The sequence below is a fragment of the Microbacterium sp. genome, assembly GCF_031180975.1.
In the GTDB taxonomy this organism is placed as follows: domain Bacteria; phylum Actinomycetota; class Actinomycetes; order Actinomycetales; family Microbacteriaceae; genus Microbacterium.
This window is the reverse complement of record NZ_JAPSLI010000005.1, coordinates 235,858-252,337: the sequence shown is the minus strand read 5'-3', so window position 1 is coordinate 252,337 and position 16,480 is coordinate 235,858. Positions and strand designations below refer to the sequence as shown.

17 protein-coding genes are annotated in these 16,480 nt (G+C 68.8%); 10 read left to right on the top strand and 7 right to left on the bottom strand.

The genetic code is table 11. The annotated features are described in order from the left end of the window. The first annotated feature begins 37 nt into the window (after positions 1-37). Positions 38-1,162, top strand: a complete 1,125-nt coding sequence (locus RIF65_RS09315; protein ID WP_309065249.1) for an acyltransferase family protein — start codon at positions 38-40, stop codon at positions 1,160-1,162. On the opposite strand, the gene RIF65_RS09310 is transcribed toward RIF65_RS09315, so the two are convergent. Further along, entirely contained in the window at positions 1,163-1,825 is a 663-nt protein-coding gene (locus tag RIF65_RS09310) for a GntR family transcriptional regulator (RefSeq protein WP_309065248.1), read from the bottom strand. It lies immediately after the preceding gene. A 13-nt stretch (positions 1,826-1,838) separates the two neighbouring features. Beyond that, positions 1,839-3,317: a chlorohydrolase family protein gene (locus RIF65_RS09305; protein ID WP_309065247.1), complete on the bottom strand. Its 1,479-nt coding sequence runs from the start codon at positions 3,315-3,317 to the stop codon at positions 1,839-1,841. 151 nt (positions 3,318-3,468) lie between these two features. On the opposite strand from RIF65_RS09305, the gene RIF65_RS09300 reads away from it, so the two are divergent. From RIF65_RS09300 to RIF65_RS09270, 7 genes are all read left to right on the top strand, one after another. Continuing rightward, complete coding sequence (locus RIF65_RS09300) at positions 3,469-4,479, top strand: ABC transporter permease (protein ID WP_309065246.1); 1,011 nt, start codon at positions 3,469-3,471, stop codon at positions 4,477-4,479. A 45-nt stretch (positions 4,480-4,524) separates the two neighbouring features. Continuing rightward, positions 4,525-6,246 (top strand): ABC transporter substrate-binding protein, encoded by a 1,722-nt coding sequence (locus tag RIF65_RS09295; RefSeq protein WP_309065245.1) that lies wholly within the window; start codon positions 4,525-4,527, stop codon positions 6,244-6,246. Positions 6,247-6,311: 65 nt separating this feature from the next. Further along, the gene (locus RIF65_RS09290; protein ID WP_309065244.1) at positions 6,312-7,313 is read left to right on the top strand and encodes an ABC transporter permease; all 1,002 of its coding nucleotides are present in this window, start codon (positions 6,312-6,314) and stop codon (positions 7,311-7,313) included. Further along, on the top strand, positions 7,313-8,323 hold the full coding sequence (locus RIF65_RS09285; RefSeq protein ID WP_309065243.1) for an ABC transporter ATP-binding protein: 1,011 nt from the start codon (positions 7,313-7,315) through the stop codon (positions 8,321-8,323). Before RIF65_RS09290 ends, RIF65_RS09285 begins: the two co-directional genes overlap by 1 nt. Continuing rightward, positions 8,320-9,423, top strand: coding sequence for an ABC transporter ATP-binding protein (locus RIF65_RS09280; RefSeq protein WP_309065242.1), 1,104 nt, complete (start codon positions 8,320-8,322; stop codon positions 9,421-9,423). The genes RIF65_RS09285 and RIF65_RS09280 overlap by 4 nt, the downstream gene beginning before the upstream one ends. Then, the gene (locus RIF65_RS09275; RefSeq protein ID WP_309065241.1) at positions 9,410-10,621 is read left to right on the top strand and encodes an amidohydrolase family protein; all 1,212 of its coding nucleotides are present in this window, start codon (positions 9,410-9,412) and stop codon (positions 10,619-10,621) included. Before RIF65_RS09280 ends, RIF65_RS09275 begins: the two co-directional genes overlap by 14 nt. Further along, entirely contained in the window at positions 10,596-11,819 is a 1,224-nt protein-coding gene (locus RIF65_RS09270) for an MFS transporter (RefSeq protein ID WP_309065240.1), read from the top strand. The genes RIF65_RS09275 and RIF65_RS09270 overlap by 26 nt, the downstream gene beginning before the upstream one ends. A gap of 83 nt (positions 11,820-11,902) precedes the next feature. Here RIF65_RS09270 and rpsO read toward each other — a convergent pair whose 3' ends face one another. The 3 genes from rpsO to RIF65_RS09255 form a co-directional block, all read right to left on the bottom strand. Then, entirely contained in the window at positions 11,903-12,172 is a 270-nt protein-coding gene (gene rpsO / locus RIF65_RS09265) for a 30S ribosomal protein S15 (protein ID WP_055993247.1), read from the bottom strand. A 127-nt stretch (positions 12,173-12,299) separates the two neighbouring features. Beyond that, complete coding sequence (locus RIF65_RS09260) at positions 12,300-13,547, bottom strand: RNA polymerase sigma factor (RefSeq protein ID WP_309065239.1); 1,248 nt, start codon at positions 13,545-13,547, stop codon at positions 12,300-12,302. 1 nt (position 13,548) lies between these two features. Further along, a complete protein-coding gene (locus RIF65_RS09255) occupies positions 13,549-13,908 on the bottom strand; it encodes a YciI family protein (RefSeq protein WP_309065238.1) in 360 nt (119 codons plus the stop codon). Positions 13,909-14,023: 115 nt separating this feature from the next. Here RIF65_RS09255 and RIF65_RS09250 point away from each other — a divergent pair, with 115 nt between their 5' ends. Beyond that, positions 14,024-14,836, top strand: coding sequence for a helix-turn-helix domain-containing protein (locus tag RIF65_RS09250; protein ID WP_309065237.1), 813 nt, complete (start codon positions 14,024-14,026; stop codon positions 14,834-14,836). Positions 14,837-14,878: 42 nt separating this feature from the next. Then, positions 14,879-15,232, top strand: a complete 354-nt coding sequence (locus RIF65_RS09245; RefSeq protein ID WP_309065236.1) for a VOC family protein — start codon at positions 14,879-14,881, stop codon at positions 15,230-15,232. An 82-nt stretch (positions 15,233-15,314) separates the two neighbouring features. Here the strand turns inward: RIF65_RS09245 and RIF65_RS09240 are convergent, their stop codons facing one another. Together RIF65_RS09240 and RIF65_RS09235 are read right to left on the bottom strand one after the other, a co-directional pair. Then, positions 15,315-15,866 (bottom strand): YceI family protein, encoded by a 552-nt coding sequence (locus RIF65_RS09240; RefSeq protein WP_309065235.1) that lies wholly within the window; start codon positions 15,864-15,866, stop codon positions 15,315-15,317. Positions 15,867-16,002: 136 nt separating this feature from the next. Beyond that, positions 16,003-16,371 (bottom strand): FKBP-type peptidyl-prolyl cis-trans isomerase, encoded by a 369-nt coding sequence (locus RIF65_RS09235; protein WP_309065234.1) that lies wholly within the window; start codon positions 16,369-16,371, stop codon positions 16,003-16,005. Positions 16,372-16,480: the final 109 nt, after the last annotated feature.

The window sequence follows — 16,480 nt, the reverse complement described above, 5'->3', positions numbered from 1 at the left end:
ACAGGCACAACATTATTCCCGCCGGTACCCTCGATCCATGAGCAGTCCCGCGCAGCAGCCGCCGACGGCCACCGGCCCCGTCCCTCGCCCGCGGCGGCGGGTGCCGTTCTGGGACAACGCCCGGTTCGCGTGCATCGTGCTCGTGGTGCTCGGCCACGGGACACAGCGCCTGATCTACGACTCCGACGTGGCATACGCGTTCTATCTGTGGATCTACGCCTTCCACATGCCGGCGTTCGCGCTCATCTCCGGCTACTTCTCGAAATCGACCAGCCCGACCCGGCGGCAGATGGCTCGGGTGATCACCGACATCCTGCTGCCCTACCTCGTCTTCGAGCTGCTGTGGACGCTGACGAAGTGGCTCGTCGAGGGGGAGGCGAACCCCAATCTCACCCAGCCGTCGTGGACGCTGTGGTTCCTGCTCGCCCTCGGCATCTTCCGCCTGGTGCTGCCGTACCTCGCGCTGCTGCGCTGGCCGCTGCTGTGGGCGCTCGCGATCTCGATCGGCGTGGGCTACCTCGGAAACGTGAACAGCACGTTCTCACTGTCCCGCACGCTGGGGCTGATGTTCTTCTTCACGTTCGGATGGTGGTTGCGCGAACGAGACGTGGTCCGGCGCCTCCAGCTCGTCGAACGCCGCCCATGGTGGGTGCGGGTCGCGGCGGTCGCGGTCCTGGGACTGTGGGCGTTCGTGTGCTGGCGCTGGCTGCCGCTGTGGCAGCAGATCGACCTGCGGCACTGGTTCTTCTACGAGGACTCCTACGCCGATCTCGGCGGCGAGCAGTGGTGGGCGGGCGGCCTGCGCCTGGTGCTGATGTGCCTGGCCATCGTCCTCGGTGCCGCGTTCTTCGCGCTGGTGCCACGCAGCACCCGCTGGTGGACCCGGTTCGGCCAGTACACGATGTACGTCTATCTGCTGCACTCGTTCGTGCTGTACCCGTTCCGGGAATCAGGTGTGCTGCGCGGCCTCGACCCCACCTGGTTCTGGCTGCCGCTGATCACGATCCTGTCCGTCGGAATCACCCTGCTGCTGTCGTCCCGCCCGGTGCGCACGGTGTTCCGTCCGCTCATCGAGCCCCGCCCGCGGTGGATGTTCGCCGACGCCTCACTGGTCACGACCGGCGACCATCGCGACGATCCGACCGGGTCGCGCCGGAGCTGATCACCACTCCAGGATGTCGGCGAGCGCGGCGATCAGCGGCTCACGCGCCAACTCGATGTGAGCGAAGGCCTGCGCGGCGGCCAACTCCGGCCGCCCAGCGGCGATCGAGTCGAACAGCTGCTGGTGCTCCATCGCGTGCTCACGCTCGAGCGCGCTCTGCGTGAGACGGAAGATCCACTCCATCCGGCCGATCATCGGCGTCAGGCTGCGCAGCAGCAGGCTGTTGCCGGAGAGCCGGACCATCTCGACGTGGAAGCGCAGGTTGGCCGCTCCGAGCTCCGCGTGCTCGCGGGGATGCAGCGCCTGATCCAGCACCTCGCGCAGCCGGTCGCTGGGTTCGCCGTCGCGCACGCGTTCGGCGGCGCGGCGCACCGCGAACGGCTCGATGCACAGCCGGGCGTCGAACAGGTCCTCGATGTCGGCGCGGGTGACCGGCGTCACCTTCGCTCCGCGGTTCGGGGTCGTCACGACGAACCCCTCGGATTCGAGACGCTGCAGGGCCTGCCGCACCGGGATGCGGGAGACGTCGAAGCGCTCCGACAGCTCGCGCTCTTTGAGCCACGCCCCGGGGCTCAGCTCCCCCGTGACGATCGCCCTCAGCAGATCGTCGTAGACGCGGTCCGCCAATGCGGTCCGGTCCTCCTTCGCGCGCGCCGTCGCCACCCCAGACATCCCCTCACTCCGCTTCGGACGAGGATAGCGGGAACACCGGCGGGAACAGCTCACCGCCCTCCCCGGCGCGATGGTCGCGCTCCGCGTACGCCGCGCGCATCTTCGCGAACAGCCGCTGCGAGTCCCGTCGCACCTCCTCGAGGTCCACACCGGGGAGGATGCCGTCGCGCACGACGACGCGGCCGGCGACCATCGTCATCCGCACGTCGCGCGCGGAGCCGGCCAGGACGAGGTTCCGCAGCGGGTCCTCGATCGGTCCCAGCCGCACGTCGTCGAGGCGGAAGGCCGTCAGGTCGCCCGCAGCCCCGACGGCGATGCGGCCGAGATCCGGGCGGTGCAGCGCCGCGGCCCCGCCCAGGGTGGCAGCCTCGACGTACCGGGCGAGATCGCCCTTCGAGAGGTCCCGGTTCTGCACCTTCGCGACCGACACACCGGTGTCGATGCCGCGGATCAGGTCTGGCGGGAACGAGTCGGTTCCCAGCGCGATGGTCAGACCAGCGTCGCGGTACCGCGCGAACGTCTCCAGTTCCGAGCCGTAACGGGCGTTGGTGAGCGGGCAATGCACGATCGACACCCCGGCCGAGACCAGCCGATCCAGGTCGCCCCGGTCCTCGCCGTGCACCTGCGGGTTCACGTCGAGGAAGACCCCGTGCGGGATGATCAGCCGGTCGTTCAGCAGGCCCTGCGCCTCGATGAGCTCCAGCGGTGTGCGTCCGTGCGCACGGACGATCCAGTCGCGCTCGAACGCGGACTGCAGCGCGTGCAGCCGCACGAGCGCACCCCGCTCGGCGGCCGCGGCCGCGGTCGCGGCGAGCAGCTCCGGCGTGAGCGTCTCGATGCGGCACGGCAGCAGTACCGGCGTCAGCAGCGGATCCGCCCAGGAGAGCACCTCGTCGAAGAAGCGCAGCGCGTCGGCCAGCCCCGCCTCACCCTCGGGTTCGTCGAAGCGGACCGTGCGCTGGCCCTCCGTCGTCACGACGTTCACCCCGGAGCGGTAGGACGGCCCGAGGAAACCTCGCAGCCCCAGTCCTCGTGAGTACTCCGCCATGGCGAAGAAGTCGTCGGCCTCCTCCGCCCACGCCGAGTGCACTTCCGAGGCGATCGGCATGTAGCTGGTGATGCCGTGCAACGCCAGCTGCACCAGGGCGATCTCGCGGATGCGGCGGCGCTCCTCCGCGGTGAACACGTGGCGGCGCCGGTCGAACCAGTCGCTGGACCACTGCAGCCGCCTGCCGTGTGGGACGTCGCCCCACGAGTCCAGGATCAGGTGGTCGATGTCGGTGAGCGCATCCAGATCGATCAGGCCCGGCATGAGCAGGCTCTCGCCGAGGTCGATCCGGTCGTCGACGTCACGCGGGCATGCCGCCCTGCTGCCCACGAACGCGATCCGCTCGTCCTCCACGACCACCGCGCCGTCGCGCAGCTCGGTGTGCGACACGCCGTCGAAGGCGAGGACGTGGTCGGCGGTGATGAGAGTGCGCACGGCGGCCCTTTCTGCTGTTTGGTATCCAAAACTTATCCATCGCCTCACCATCGGGCAAGCGATTGCGCGAAAACTCTCATTCCGCACTTGTGCTCATGCTGTGCTGGTATACAATTCTGGAATCCCTGACCCGGAACAATCGAGGAAGATCGTGACGGCTACACCTGTGCAGGCACCCAAGACCGAGGTGCTCACCGCCTCCCCGCGCATCGCGACGGGCCGCTCGCTGCTCGGAACCGCCTGGCTGCGCATCCGCAGGAGCCCTGTTGCGCTCGTCTCGTTCGGCGTGGTGGTGGCCATCGTGCTGTTCGCGCTGCTCGCCCCTGTGCTGGTGGCGATCGAGGGACAGGACCCCTACACCACCCGCACCGGTCCCGAGGTGCTGGACAACTTCATGACCCCGGGGCTGCCGCTGCCGGAGTACATGTATCCGTCCGCGGAGCATTGGCTGGGCGTCGAGCCCGGTCTGGGACGCGATCTGTTCGCCCGGCTCGCCTACGGCGCGCAGGTGTCCCTGCTGATCGCCCTGCTGTCCACACTGGTCTCCGTCGTGCTGGGCACCGTGCTCGGTGCCGCCGCCGGCTACTTCGGCGGCAAGGTCGACATGGTGATCAGCCGGCTCATTGATCTCTTCCTCGCCTTCCCGCACCTGCTTCTCGTGCTGTCGCTGACGCCGATCCTGCAGTCGCGGCTCCGGGACACCCCGTTCGGGCAGGGCAGCTTCGTGCCGATCGCGTCTCTGGTGCTGATCCTCGGATTCTTCGGCTGGGCCTACCTCGCCCGCGTCGTCCGCGGGCAGGTGCTCAGCATCCGCGAGCAGGAGTACATCGAGGCGGCCCGCAGCTACGGCGCGTCGCACCGCACGATCATCTTCACGCAGGTGATCCCGAACGTGCTCGGCGTCGTCCTCGTGTACGGCACCATGCTGATCCCCGCCAACATCTCGGCCGAGGCGGCGCTGTCGTTCCTGGGCGTCGGCGTCAAGGACCCGACCCCCTCCTGGGGGCAGATGCTGAACGCCGCGCAGGCCGGCAACTGGTACCTCAGCGATCCCTGGTTCCTCATGGTGCCGGGTGTCGCCCTCATCGTCACGGTGCTCGCCTTCAACCTGCTCGGCGACGCCGTCCGGGACGCGCTCGACCCGAAGGCCTCCCGGCACTGACCCTTCCTCCCATCCCCCATCCCTCACCGAAAGAGAAACCGAGTCATGAGACACCGCAGTCATCTGCTCGCCGCCGCCGCACTGGCGTGCGTCCTGGTCGTCACCGGGTGCAGCACCGGCGCGCAGAACCCGCCCGGCACCGGCCAGGGCGGTCAGAACGACCCGTACGCCGCGAAGGTGGTCCAGCCCGGATTCACCGAGAAGGGCGGGAACGTCAACGTGCTCATGTCGAGCGACTTCCAGACGCTCGACCCCGGCAACAGCAACTACGTGCAGACCGCCAACGTCGGCCAGCTGTACTACCGCACCCTGACGATGGCGAAGGAGACCGCCGGTCAGCCGCCCGAGATCGTCCCTGACCTGGCCACCGACACCGGCAAGGTGTCCGAGGACGGCCTGACCTGGACGTACACGCTGAAGGACGGACTCAAGTACGAGGACGGCACGCCCATCGTCGCGGCTGACATCAAGTACGGCATCGAGCGCACCTTCGCCCGCGATGTATACACCCAGGCCCCGCAGGAGCTGAACGCGGTCCTGGACGCCGACACCTACAAGGGCCCGTACACCGACGGCGACCTCGCCGCCGTGGAGGCACCGGACGAGAAGACGATCGTCTTCCACCTCAAGCAGCCGTACCCGGACTTCCCCGCCCTCGCATCGCGGTCCAACAGCGCCCCGGTCCCGCGGGCGAAGGACACCAAGCTGGACTACACGAACCACCCGATCTCGTCCGGCCCGTACATGATCGAGTCGTACGAGCGCGGCCGCGAGCTCAAGCTCGTCCGCAACCCGCACTGGGACCCGGCCACTGACGAGAACCGCACCGCGTTGCCCGACACGTTCACGTTCTCGCTGTCGACCGCGCAGGCGACCATCAGCCAGCAGCTGCTGTCGGACGCCGACCCGACCGCGATCACGCTCGACGCCAACGGCGCCCTGCAGGCGTCCGACGCGTCACGGCTCGCCGACGCGGCGATCGCCTCGCGCACGGCTTCGGGCCTGCTGGGCTGCACCGACGTGCTGAACTTCAACACCGAGACCATCACCGACCCCGACGTCCGTCACGCCCTTGCCCTGGCCATCGACCGCTCCTCCATCCAGGTGCAGTACGGCGGCCAGCGGTTCGGCAAGCTGACCAACTCGTACCTGAACGACCAGCAGGTCGGCTGGATCGAGCCGACGATCGACCTGGATCCGAAGGGCAAGCCGAAGCTCGAGGAGGCGAAGAAGCTGCTCGAGGGCAAGGAGGTCCCCGCGACCCTCACCTACGGCTACGCCAACTCCGCCGAGCGCTACAAGAACCTCGGCACGGTGCTGCAGCAAAACTTCAAGGAGCTCGGCATCGATCTGCAGATGGTCGCCATCCCGGCGCCGAACTACTACACGACCCTCGCCGGCGACCAGATGCCGGACATCGCCCGCTCCGGCTGGTGCGGTGGCGCCGCGTCCGGATCCACCCGCACCACGGTGGACCCGAACCTCGGCCCGAGCCTGGACGGCACCACGTACGGCTTCAGCAACATCCCGCGGTTCCACGACGAGGAGATCTCCGCGGCGATGTACCAGCTGCGCGACACCAACGGCACCTCGGAGGAGCTCAACACCAAGTGGACCGAGCTGTACAACAAGGCCACCGAGCAGTACCCGATCGTGCCGCTGATCCGCACGTTCACCAACAGCGTCGTCGGATCGAAGATCCGCAACGCCCAAGTGGGCTACTTCTTCGGAAGCATCGATCTGTCCATCATCGGCGTCGCGAAGTGACGACCCGAGCCAGCATCTGAAAGGGCGGGGGCCGGCCGACCGGCCGGCCCCCGCACGGGACAGCAATGTTCAGATTCCTCGTACGACGGGCGGTCGCGCTGATCGTCCTGCTCCTGGTCGTGAGCTTCGTCACGTTCGCGCTCTTCCAGGTCGGCCCCGCAGACCCCGCCGCCGCGGCGTGCGGTCAGGAATGCACCCCGGAGCGCATCGCCGAGGCGCGCGTCGCGCTCGGCATGGACAAGCCGTTCTTCGAGCAGTACATCGCGTACCTGTCCGGGTTCTTCGCCGACCGCATGATCGGCGCCCCCGGCTCGGAGCAGCTGTGCTCCTGGCCGTGCCTGGGCAAGTCCTTCCAGACCAACGAGAACGTCGCCGACGTGATCGCTCGCGCACTCCCCTACACGATCTCCATCTCCGTCGGCGCCGTGGTGCTGTGGACGGTCGCCGGAGTCGGGCTGGGCCTGCTCGCCGCGCTGCGCAAGGGCCGCACGACCGACAAGCTGATCGTCGGTGCCGCCTCCGTCGGCGTCTCCCTCCCGGTGCCGGTCACCGGCCTCATCCTGCTGCTCGTCTTCGTCAGCACACTGCACTGGCTGCCGTTCACAAGCAACCAGATCGCCACCCCGTTCGGTCCCGCCGGACCAGGCGCCTGGACGATGAACTACTTGCTGCCGTGGATCGCGCTGGCGATCCTGTTCAGCGCGCAGTACATCCGCATCACCCGCAACAACATGATCGAGACGTTCGGAGAGGACTTCATGCGCACGGCGCGCGCGAAGGGGCTCGGTCGACGCGAGATCACCTTCCGGCATGGCGTGCGCGCCGGGATCACCCCGATCATCACGATGCTCGGCCTCGACATCGGCGCGCTCCTCGGCGGCGCGGTGCTCACCGAGCAGATCTTCTCGGTCCCGGGCCTGGGCTTCACCGCCGTGCGCGCGGCGACTTCGGGGGACCTGCCGGTCACCATGGCGATCACGATGCTGGCCGCCTTCTTCATCATCACCGCGAACGTCATCGTCGACGTCGTGTACGCAAGCATCGATCCGAGAGTGAGGGTCCGCTGATGGGCACCCCGTTCCTCGACATCCGCGACCTGCGGGTCGCCTTCCCCACTGACGACGGCCTGGTCCACGCCGTCAACGGCATGGATCTGACGCTGCAGCGCGGCGAGACCGTCGGCATCGTCGGCGAGTCCGGCTCCGGCAAGACCGTCACCAGCCAGACGCTGATGGGCCTGCTCAAGGGAACCAGCGCTCGGGTCTCGGGCCAGATCCTCTTCGACGGCGTCGACCTGGTGCCGCTCAGCGAGAACCAGATGCGCCCGTACCGGGGGAAGCGGATCGGAATGATCTTCCAGGACCCGCTCTCGGCCATGCACCCGTTCTACACGGTGGGACGCCAGATCGCCGAGGCGTACCGCGTGCACAACGCCGTCAGCGCCAAGGCGGCGAAGGCGCAGGCGATCGACATGCTGCAGCGCGTCGGCATCCCCGACCCCGTGTCGCGCTACGACGCCTACCCGCACGAGTTCTCCGGCGGCATGCGCCAGCGCGCGATGATCGCGATGGCGCTGATCTGCGAGCCGGAGCTGCTCATCGCCGACGAGCCGACCACGGCGCTGGACGTGACGGTGCAGGCGCAGATCCTGGATCTCATCGCGTCGTTGCAGGCCGAGACCGGCTCCGCCGTGGTGTTCGTCACGCACGATCTGGGCGTGGTCGCCGAGGTGTGCCAGCGCGTCGTGGTGATGTACGGCGGCCAGTGCGTCGAGGAGGCCGCCGTGCACGACGCCTTCTTCGACACCGCGCATCCGTACACCAAGGGACTGCTCGCGTCGATGCCGTCGATGGCGGACGAGAGCGGACGGTTGACCCCGATCCCCGGCTTCCCGCCGTCTCTGCTGAACCTGCCGACCGGATGCCTGTTCGCCGACCGCTGTCCTGTGCGGCACCTGGTGCCGGACGACCGCTGCTTCACGGAGCGCCCCGAACTCACCGGTGCGGGCACGCACCGCTCACGGTGCCATCTGTCACCGCAGACCGTGGCCGCCGCTTCCCTGGAGGTCGTGTCATGAGCACTCCGCTGCTGCAGGTCGAAGACCTGGCCAAGCACTTCGCCGTCAGCAAGGGCTTCCTGCGCGGCACGTCGCACGTGAAGGCGGTCGACGGCGTCTCGTTCACCCTCGAGCGCGGCCGGACGCTCGGTCTCGTCGGCGAGTCCGGCTGCGGGAAGTCCACCACCGGCCGGCTGCTGATGCGGCTGCTCACCCCCACCTCCGGACGCATCCTGCTCGACGGCAGGGATGTCGCGGGGCTGCGCAACCGGGAACTGCAGGAATTCCGTCGACGCGTGCAGATGGTGTTCCAGAACCCGGCCTCGTCGCTGAATCCGCGCCAGACAGTGGGGGCGGCCATCGCCGCTCCGCTGCGCGCCCAGGGGATCTCCCCGAAGGAGGGCATGAAGCACCGGGTCCAGTCTCTGATGGACCGGGTCGGGCTGCGGCCGGAGCACTACAACCGGTTCCCGCACGAGTTCTCCGGCGGGCAGAAGCAGCGCGTCGGCATCGCCCGTGCGCTGGCGCTGGAACCGGACATCGTGATCTGCGACGAGCCGGTCTCGGCGCTGGACGTCTCGGTGCAAGCGCAGGTCATCAACCTGCTGCAGGACATCCAGGCCGACACCGGCATCTCGTACGTGTTCATCGCCCACGACCTGTCCGTCGTGAAGCACTTCGCCCACGACGTCGCCGTGATGTACCTGGGGCGCATCATGGAGCACGGACCGAGCTCGGACGTGTTCGGCGAACCCCGGCATCCGTACACCCAGTCGCTGCTGTCCTCGGTGCCCGCACCGGACCCCACGGCCGACCGCAGCCGTCGCATCCGACTGAGCGGCGACCTGCCCCACCCGTCCAACCCGCCCAGCGGCTGCGTGTTCCGGACCCGCTGCCCCGTGTTCGCGCTGCTGGACGACGAGAAGAAGACCCGGTGCATCGAAGAGATCCCGCGCGGCGACGCGGCGTGCCATCATCTCCCCGAGGCGGCCGCGTTCGCGGCGGGCCGTGCCGCCCCGACCGCAGCCGTCCCCGCGACCGCAGGCAGCGCCCCCGCGATCGCCACCGCCGCCACCGCCACCGCCACCGCCACCGAGAGGAAGATCCATGCTGATTCGTAACGTCCGTCCCTGGGGTGCCGGTGCGTCCGATGTCGTCGTCGAGGACGGCCGCATCGCCGAGGTCCGTCCGCACGACGCATCCGCCGCCGCCGGCGCGGACGACGTCGACGGCCGCGGGCGTCTGCTGCTCCCCTCGTTCAGCGATGTGCACGTGCACCTCGACTCGACGCGGATCGGTCTGCCGTTCCGGCCCCACACGGGGGCGCCGGGAGTGTGGGCGATGATGATGAACGACCGCCGGAACTGGCGCGACGCCGAGATCGATCTGCCGACCCGCGTGGCCGGCACCCTCGAGCGCATGATCGCGAACGGCACCACGCGGGTGCGCTCCTACGCGCAGGTCGACGTGGACTGCAAGCTGGAGAAGTTCGACGCGGTGATGGCCGCGAAGGAGAAGTTCGCCGGTCACGCCGACGTGCAGGTGATGACCTTCCCGCAGGCCGGCATCCTGCGCGAGGAGGGCACGGTCGAGTGGCTCGAGGAGTCGCTCAAGCAGGGTGCCGACGTGATGGGCGGCATCGACCCGTCACAGCTCGACCGCGACCCCGCTCGCCATCTCGACATCGTGTTCGGGCTCGCCGAGAAGTACCAGGTCGAGATCGACATCCATCTGCACGAGCCGGGTGCGCTCGGCGTGTTCTCCACCGAGCTCGTCATCGAGCGCACCAGGGCACTGGGGATGCAGGGCAAGGTCACGATGTCGCACGCGTACGACCTCGGCGCTGTGAACGAGGCGACCAGCCGTCGACTGATCGAGGAGTTCGCCGAGCTCGACATCGCCATGGCGACCGTCGCGCCACCGGCACCGCACCAGCTGTCGCTCGTGCAGCTGCTGGAGGCCGGTGTGCGGGTGGGGCTCGGTGAGGACGGGCAGCGCGACTACTGGAGCCCCTACGGCAACTGCGACATGCTCGACCGCACCTGGCAGCTGTCGTTCACGAACGGATTCCGCCGCGACGACCACATCGAGCTGGCGCTGGCGGTGGCGACCATGGGCGGTGCGAGCATCATGTCGCACGACGTCGCCCGCCCTGCCGGGCTCGGCGATCATCCCGGCGTCTCGGTCGGGGACCGCGCCGATCTGCTGCTCGTGGACGGCGAGACCCCCACGAGCGCAGTGATGGACCGTGGATCCGATCGCACCGTCATCCACGACGGACGAGTCGTCGCAGATGGCCTCCGTGTCGTCGGCGTCTGAGCCACGGCGCGTCCAGGCTTCCCGCCGGGCGATCGGACTCGGCACCGCTCTGCTCATCGGATTGAACCTTCGGCCGGCGATCACGTCCGCCGCCGCGCTGCTCGACCAGGCCGCCGCGTGGTTCGACCTCACCGCCGTCGAGGCGAGCCTGCTCCCGACGCTGCCGGTGATCGCGTTCGGTCTGACCGCGCCCGTCCCGCCGCTGGTGGCCCGCAGGCTCGGTGTCACCCGCACGCTGGCCTGGACGATGGTCGCTCTGGCGGCGGCGCTGGTGATGCGCGTGCTGGCGCCGGGCGGGATGCTGATCGGCACCTTCCTGGTCGGCGCGGCCATCATGGCGGCGGGGACGCTCCTCCCCCAGTACCTGAAGTCGCTGTCGGCCGGCGGCCTGTGGATCGGGCTGAGCAGCATGTCGTTCAGCGCCGGAGCTGCGCTTGGCGCGGGGCTGACCGTGCCGGTGTCGGATGCCGTCAACCCGCCGCTCGCCCTGGGAATGTGGGCAGTGCCCGCTGTGATCGCCCTGCTCGCTGTGTTCGCGATCGCCCGGCATCCGGGACCGCGCCCTGGCGGCGACCGGCGCATGCGGGTGACCCGCGACGCGCTGCCGACCGTGGCGCTGACCACGGCGGTGTTCGGCTTGCAGGCGATGGTGTTCTTCGCCGTCACCGCCTGGCTGCCGCAGATCCTCGGCGATCGGGGGGTGGATCCGGTCACCGCGGGGTGGCTGCTGGCCTGGTTCAGCATCGTCGGACTCATCCCCACCCTGCTGGCGCCCATCCTCGCCCAGCGCCCTCGGATCCTGGCCTGGTTCGGCCCCGGACTCGGAGCCGTGATGGTGATCGCCTTCGCCTGGCTCGCGTCGGGCGACGGGTCGTACTTCGCCATCACCACCGTGCTGGGCGTGGTGCAGAGCGCCGCGTTCGGCCTGTCGCTCGCCATGATCGTGCGGCAGGCGGCGAACGAGGCGTCGGCCGGCATCCTGTCCGCCTTCGCGCAGGGTGTCGGCTACGCGTTCGCCGGGGCGGGCAGCCTGCTCGTCGGCGTACTGCACGACGTCACCGGCGGCTGGACGGCGGGCCTGGTGCTGATGATCGGGGTCGCTGCGGCCCTCAGCGTGGTCGTCGCCCTGGTGATCCGCCGGCCGGCGGTGGACCTGCTGTCACCGGTGGGCACGCGCTCGGCCTCCGCCCGGGAATGACGAAGGCCGCCCACACCGGTGGGCGGCCTTCTCAAGAACGTTTTGCGCGATTGAACGCTGGTCGCTCTGCTGTCCTATCGGTCTTATCGACGCAGTCCGAGACGCTCGATGAGCGAACGGTAGCGCTCGATGTCGATGTCCTGGAGGTAGCCGAGCAGACGACGGCGCTGACCGACGAGCAGGAACAGACCACGACGCGAGTGGTGGTCGTGCTTGTGCTCCTTGAGGTGCTCGGTGAGGTCCTTGATGCGCTGCGTCAGCATTGCGACCTGCACCTCGGGGGATCCGGTGTCACCGGGGTGCGTCGCGTACTCTTCGATGATCGCCTTCTTGACGTCTGCTTCCAGTGCCATAGATTCGATCCCCTTTCCCTCATTGCGCGGCGCCCGACGCCTGATGCGTGGGCTCTCTTTATCCGCGGCCGATCGAACGGCAACTGAAAGAGTCTACCAGCAGCCCGCCGATGCATCGCACGGCCCGTCAGAGCTGCGGCGGCCGGTCGAGCATGCGCCGGGTGAGTTCAGCCCGCTCGAGTTCATCGGTGGTCAGGCACAGGGCCGCCTGATACGCGGCCGTCGCTTCCCCTCTTCCGACGCGTCGGAGCAGCTCCGCATGAGCGGCGTGCAGTGGCTGATACTGCACGAGCCGGGGATCGTCGAGCAGCGGTGTGATGAGATGCAGCGCCTCCTGGACGCGTCCCGCCATCCCTACCGCCACGGCCCGGTTCAGCTGGACGACCGGAGAAGGGTGCACGCGGTAGAGCTTCTCGTACAGCGCGGCGATGACCGGCCAATCGGTGTCCCCGCGGCCGGTGACGTCTGCGTGCGCCGCGGCGATGAGGGCTTGCAGCTGATAGGCGCCCGGAGTGGCGCCGGGGCGCATCCGGCGCAGCGCCGCCCAACCGGCGTTCATCAGGTCGCCGTCCCATCTCGAGCGATCCTGCCGGTCCGGCGGCACCAGGCACCCGTCCGCCTCCCGCGCGTCGAGGCGTGCAGCATGGAAGCACATCAACGCGAGGAGCGCGTGCGCCTCGGCCTCCCCTGGCACGAGTGCCGCGAGCAGGCGACCCAGCTGGATCGCCTCGGCACAGAGACCCTCGTTCCGACGCCCATACCCGCTCGTGAAGATGAGATAGATCGTCGCGAGCACGCTGGGAAGACGCGACGCGATCTCGGTATCGTTCGGTGCTCGGTACGGGATGTTGGCGTCACGGATCTTGCGCTTCGCACGAGCGAGCCGCTGCGCCATGGTCGCCTCGCTGCTGAGCAGCGCTGACGCCACCTCGGCTGTCGACATTCCGCACACGATGCGCAGTGTCAGCGCCACACGGCTCTCCACGGACAGCGCCGGATGACAGCACGTGAAGATGAGCCGGAGGTGGACGTCCGCGATCGGCGACCCGCCGCTCTGGCCCCACGCCGACTCGACATCGCGGGCGGCCTCCGCCAGCATCCGGAATCGGTCGCCCTCCAGAGCCCGTCGCCGCAATCGATCGAGCGCCTTCCGGCGCGCGGTGACGACGAGCCACGCGTCCGGGCGATCCGGCACACCGTCGATGATCCAGCTTCGAGCCGCAGCCTCGAACGCGTCCTGCACGACGTCCTCGGCGAGCTGCCGATCTCGGAAATGGCCGGCGAGCCCGTCGACGATCCGGCGATGATGGGCCCGGAAGGCGGCTTCGACGGCGGGGGCGCCACCCCGTGCTGAACCGCCGTCGAAGCCGGTCATGTCACTCCTCCGGGACCCCGGTGGTCGGGATGATCGGGCGCAGCTCCACCGAGCCGTAGTGGCTCAGAGGAACCTGTGCGGCGAGGGCGATCGCGGCATCCAGATCACCCGCATCGATGACGTAGTACCCCGCCAGGTACTCCTTCGTATCGGCGAACGGACCGTCGGAGATCACGGTGTCTCCCCCGCGCACGCGTACGGTCGTGGACGTCTCCGGTCCGTGCAGCCGATGGTCGGAGACGTGCACGCCGGCCGCCTTCAGCATCGCGTCGTAGGCGATCCAGCGCTCGATGTCGGTGCCGGCGGCATCCGCCTGGGCCGGATCGGTGGGCGCGTAGATCAACATCATGTACTTGGTCATGAGCGGTTCTCCTCATCGAGGGTCGATCGGATGCCGACCTCTACAACTATGACGATCTGCGTGCGCTGATTCTCGACATGCGGCGGAGAATTCGTTCGTTTTGTAAGTTGAGGCGGTGGAGTACGCCCGGCTCACCCCCTCCCCCGATCTCGCCGACGTCGTCGAGCACTACTGGGTCGCCGTCGCCCCGGATCCGCCGGGTGAGGTGCGAGCCGTGCTGATTCCGAACGGCCGCAGTACGGTCCAGTTCTGTCTGGCAACTGCCGGGTACCGCTGCGCCGCCGGCGCGTCGCGCGCCGAGATCAACGCCGATGTCTTCCTGCCTGCCACGGAGAAGCCGTACGTCATCACCCAGCGCGGCGCCTCTCACTATGTCGGGGTGCAGTTCACGCCCACGGGAGCCCGGGCGCTGTGGCTGCAGGCGCCGGCAGTGCCCGAACTGGTCCGGAGCGTCGCCCGAACCGAGCCGACGAAGCAATCGCTGGCGTCCGATCCGAAGGTTGCTCTCGATGAATGGCTCCGCAGCGAGTCGCGGCGCGCCCGTTCGGGGCGGTCTGAGCGGCAGGGCAGGGCGCTCGCGGCATCGGCGGCCGCGATGATCGACGCCGACCCGCCCGCGGTATCGGTGAGCGAGCTGGCGAGCGCCCTGGGCGTGTCCCCCGCAACGCTGTATCGGGCGTTCGTGCGGTGGGTCGGAGTGAGCCCGAAGGCGTACGCCTCGATACGACGCTTCTTCGCATTCACGTCGGGCCTGCTCCACCGCGTCGGAGGCGACACGCAGGCGATGCTGGCAGCGGCCAGGGGCTACGCCGACGAGTCGCATGCCGCTCGCGAGTTCCGACGTCACACCGGCGTCTCGCCGACCGAGTTCCGCGATCGGCTCGACGGAATCGCCCTGCTGATGTTCGGGCCCTCTGAGAGTGAATGATTCGTTCAAGCCCATCGCGCTCGCCGTCTCTACCGTTGGGGCATGGGACGCATCATCTACTTCGAGACCACGTCGGAATCGGTCGACACGACTGCACAGTTCTACGCCGAGGCGTTCGGATGGAGGAGCCGAAGCTCCCCTCATCTCCCGGGTTACCGGCTCCTCGATACCGGGGCCGGGACAGGGATCGACGGCGCCGTCATGAGCCGTGAGCACAGCGCTCAGCCGGTGATCGTCTGGCTGGAGGTCGACGATCTTCGCGCCGTCGTCGCCGACGTGGAAGCCGCCGGCGGCGCACGGCGTGGCGAGATCAACGAGATCCCGGGCGAGGGTCTGGTGTGCTACGTGACGGATCCGGCCGGAGTGGTCTTCGGTCTCAAGCAGCCGATCGGATAGCGGCACGCCGCCGACGACGCACAAGGCCCCGAACCCGCCATGGGCGGGTCCGGGGGGCCCGGCAGCGCGGCAGCGACGACCGTCAGTCCTGCTGCAGGGCGCCCTGCAGGTCCAGGCTAATCGTGACGTCCTTGCCCACCAGCACGCCGCCGGTCTCCAGCGCCGCGTTCCAGGTGAGGCCGAAGTCCTCGCGGTTGATCACCGTGGTCGCCGACGAGCCGGCCTTGTAGTTGCCCCACGGGTCCTGGCCGAAACCGCCGAAGTCGAACGCGAAGCTGACCGGCTTGGTGACGCCGCGGATGGTCAGGTCGCCGTCCACGAAGAAGTCGCCGTCCTCCACGCGTGCGCTGCGCGACACGAACTCCATCACCGGGTGGTTCTCGGCGTCGAAGAAGTCGGCCGAGCGCAGGTGCGCGTCGCGTCCCTCGTCGCCGGTGTCGAGCGACGTGACGTCGACGTTCGCCTCGACCTTGGCCTCGAGCGGGTTCTCCGGGGCGATCAGCGTGGCGTTCTTGATGCCGAAGCTGCCGCGCACCTTCGAGATCATCATGTGGCGGACGCTGAAGGTGACCTCGCTGTGCGCGGGGTCGAGGACCCAGGTGCCAGGGCGGTAGCCGGGGATCTGGATGGACATCGATGCTTCTCCTCAGTTCGGGGCCGCCGCTGTTCGCGGCTCATCCGAGAGGAACATGCATGCGCATACATCTATTCCCGCACATGCGAGAGCCTCCGCCGACGGACCGGACGGAGGCTCTCGAAGACGGGCGAGGTCAGCCGACGGCGACCAGGTCGATGATGAAGATCAGGGTTTTGCCGGACAGGAAGTGACCGGCTCCGGCCGGTCCGTAGGCGAGGTGCGGCGGGATGACCAGCTCGCGACGTCCGCCGACCTTCATGCCGGGGATGCCCTCCTGCCACCCCTGGATCAGGCCGCGCAGCGGGAACTGGATGGTCTCGCCGCGGCCCCAGGAGGAGTCGAACTCCTCGCCGGAGTCGTACTCGACGCCTGCGTAGTGGACGGTGACCGTGTCACCGGGCTTGGCCTCGGCACCGTCTCCCTCGATGATGTCGCGGATGACGAGCTCCGCGGGGGCGGGGCCGGTCGGCGCGTCGAACTCGGGCTTTGTGCGATCAGTCATGCCTCCATACAACCCGAGGCCTCGCGCATCGGTCAACGCGAGGCCTGCGCTGAGGGCGAACGCGGTGCACCCTCCTCCGGCCCTCGGCCCGACCGCGTTCGCCCTGGTT